Source organism: Vibrio sp. Sgm 5, assembly GCF_026241575.1.
Taxonomy (GTDB): domain Bacteria; phylum Pseudomonadota; class Gammaproteobacteria; order Enterobacterales; family Vibrionaceae; genus Vibrio; species Vibrio jasicida.
The window spans coordinates 1-362 of sequence record NZ_JAPHPY010000148.1; the positions used below are offsets into that span (position 1 = coordinate 1).

Annotated in this window: 1 protein-coding gene; it reads left to right on the forward strand. The window is 47.5% G+C overall.

Features of this window, described 5'->3' with window-relative positions; genetic code table 11:
* Positions 1-362 (forward strand): flagellin hook IN motif-containing protein (locus OQJ86_RS26460; RefSeq protein ID WP_323054579.1); only part of this gene is annotated, 362 nt, incomplete at both ends.

Genomic DNA, 362 nt, shown 5'->3' on the forward strand with positions numbered 1-362 from the left:
CTTAACGGTACTTACGGCACTCAGTCTTTCCAAATCGGTGCGGACAACGGTGAAGCAGTAATGCTTAACCTAAAAGATATGCGCTCAGACAACCAAATGATGGGCGGCGTGAGCTACCAAGCTGAAAACGGCAAAGACAAAAACTGGAACGTTGCTGCTGATAAATCAGACATGAAAATCAGCCTAACGGACAGCTTTGGTCAAGAGCAAGAAATCAACATCAGCGCGAAAGCGGGTGACGATATCGAAGAGCTAGCGACGTACATCAATGGTCAAACAGACCTCGTGAAAGCGTCAGTAGACCAAGACGGTAAGCTGCAAGTGTTTGCGGGCAACAACAAAGTGGAAGGCGACGTTGAATT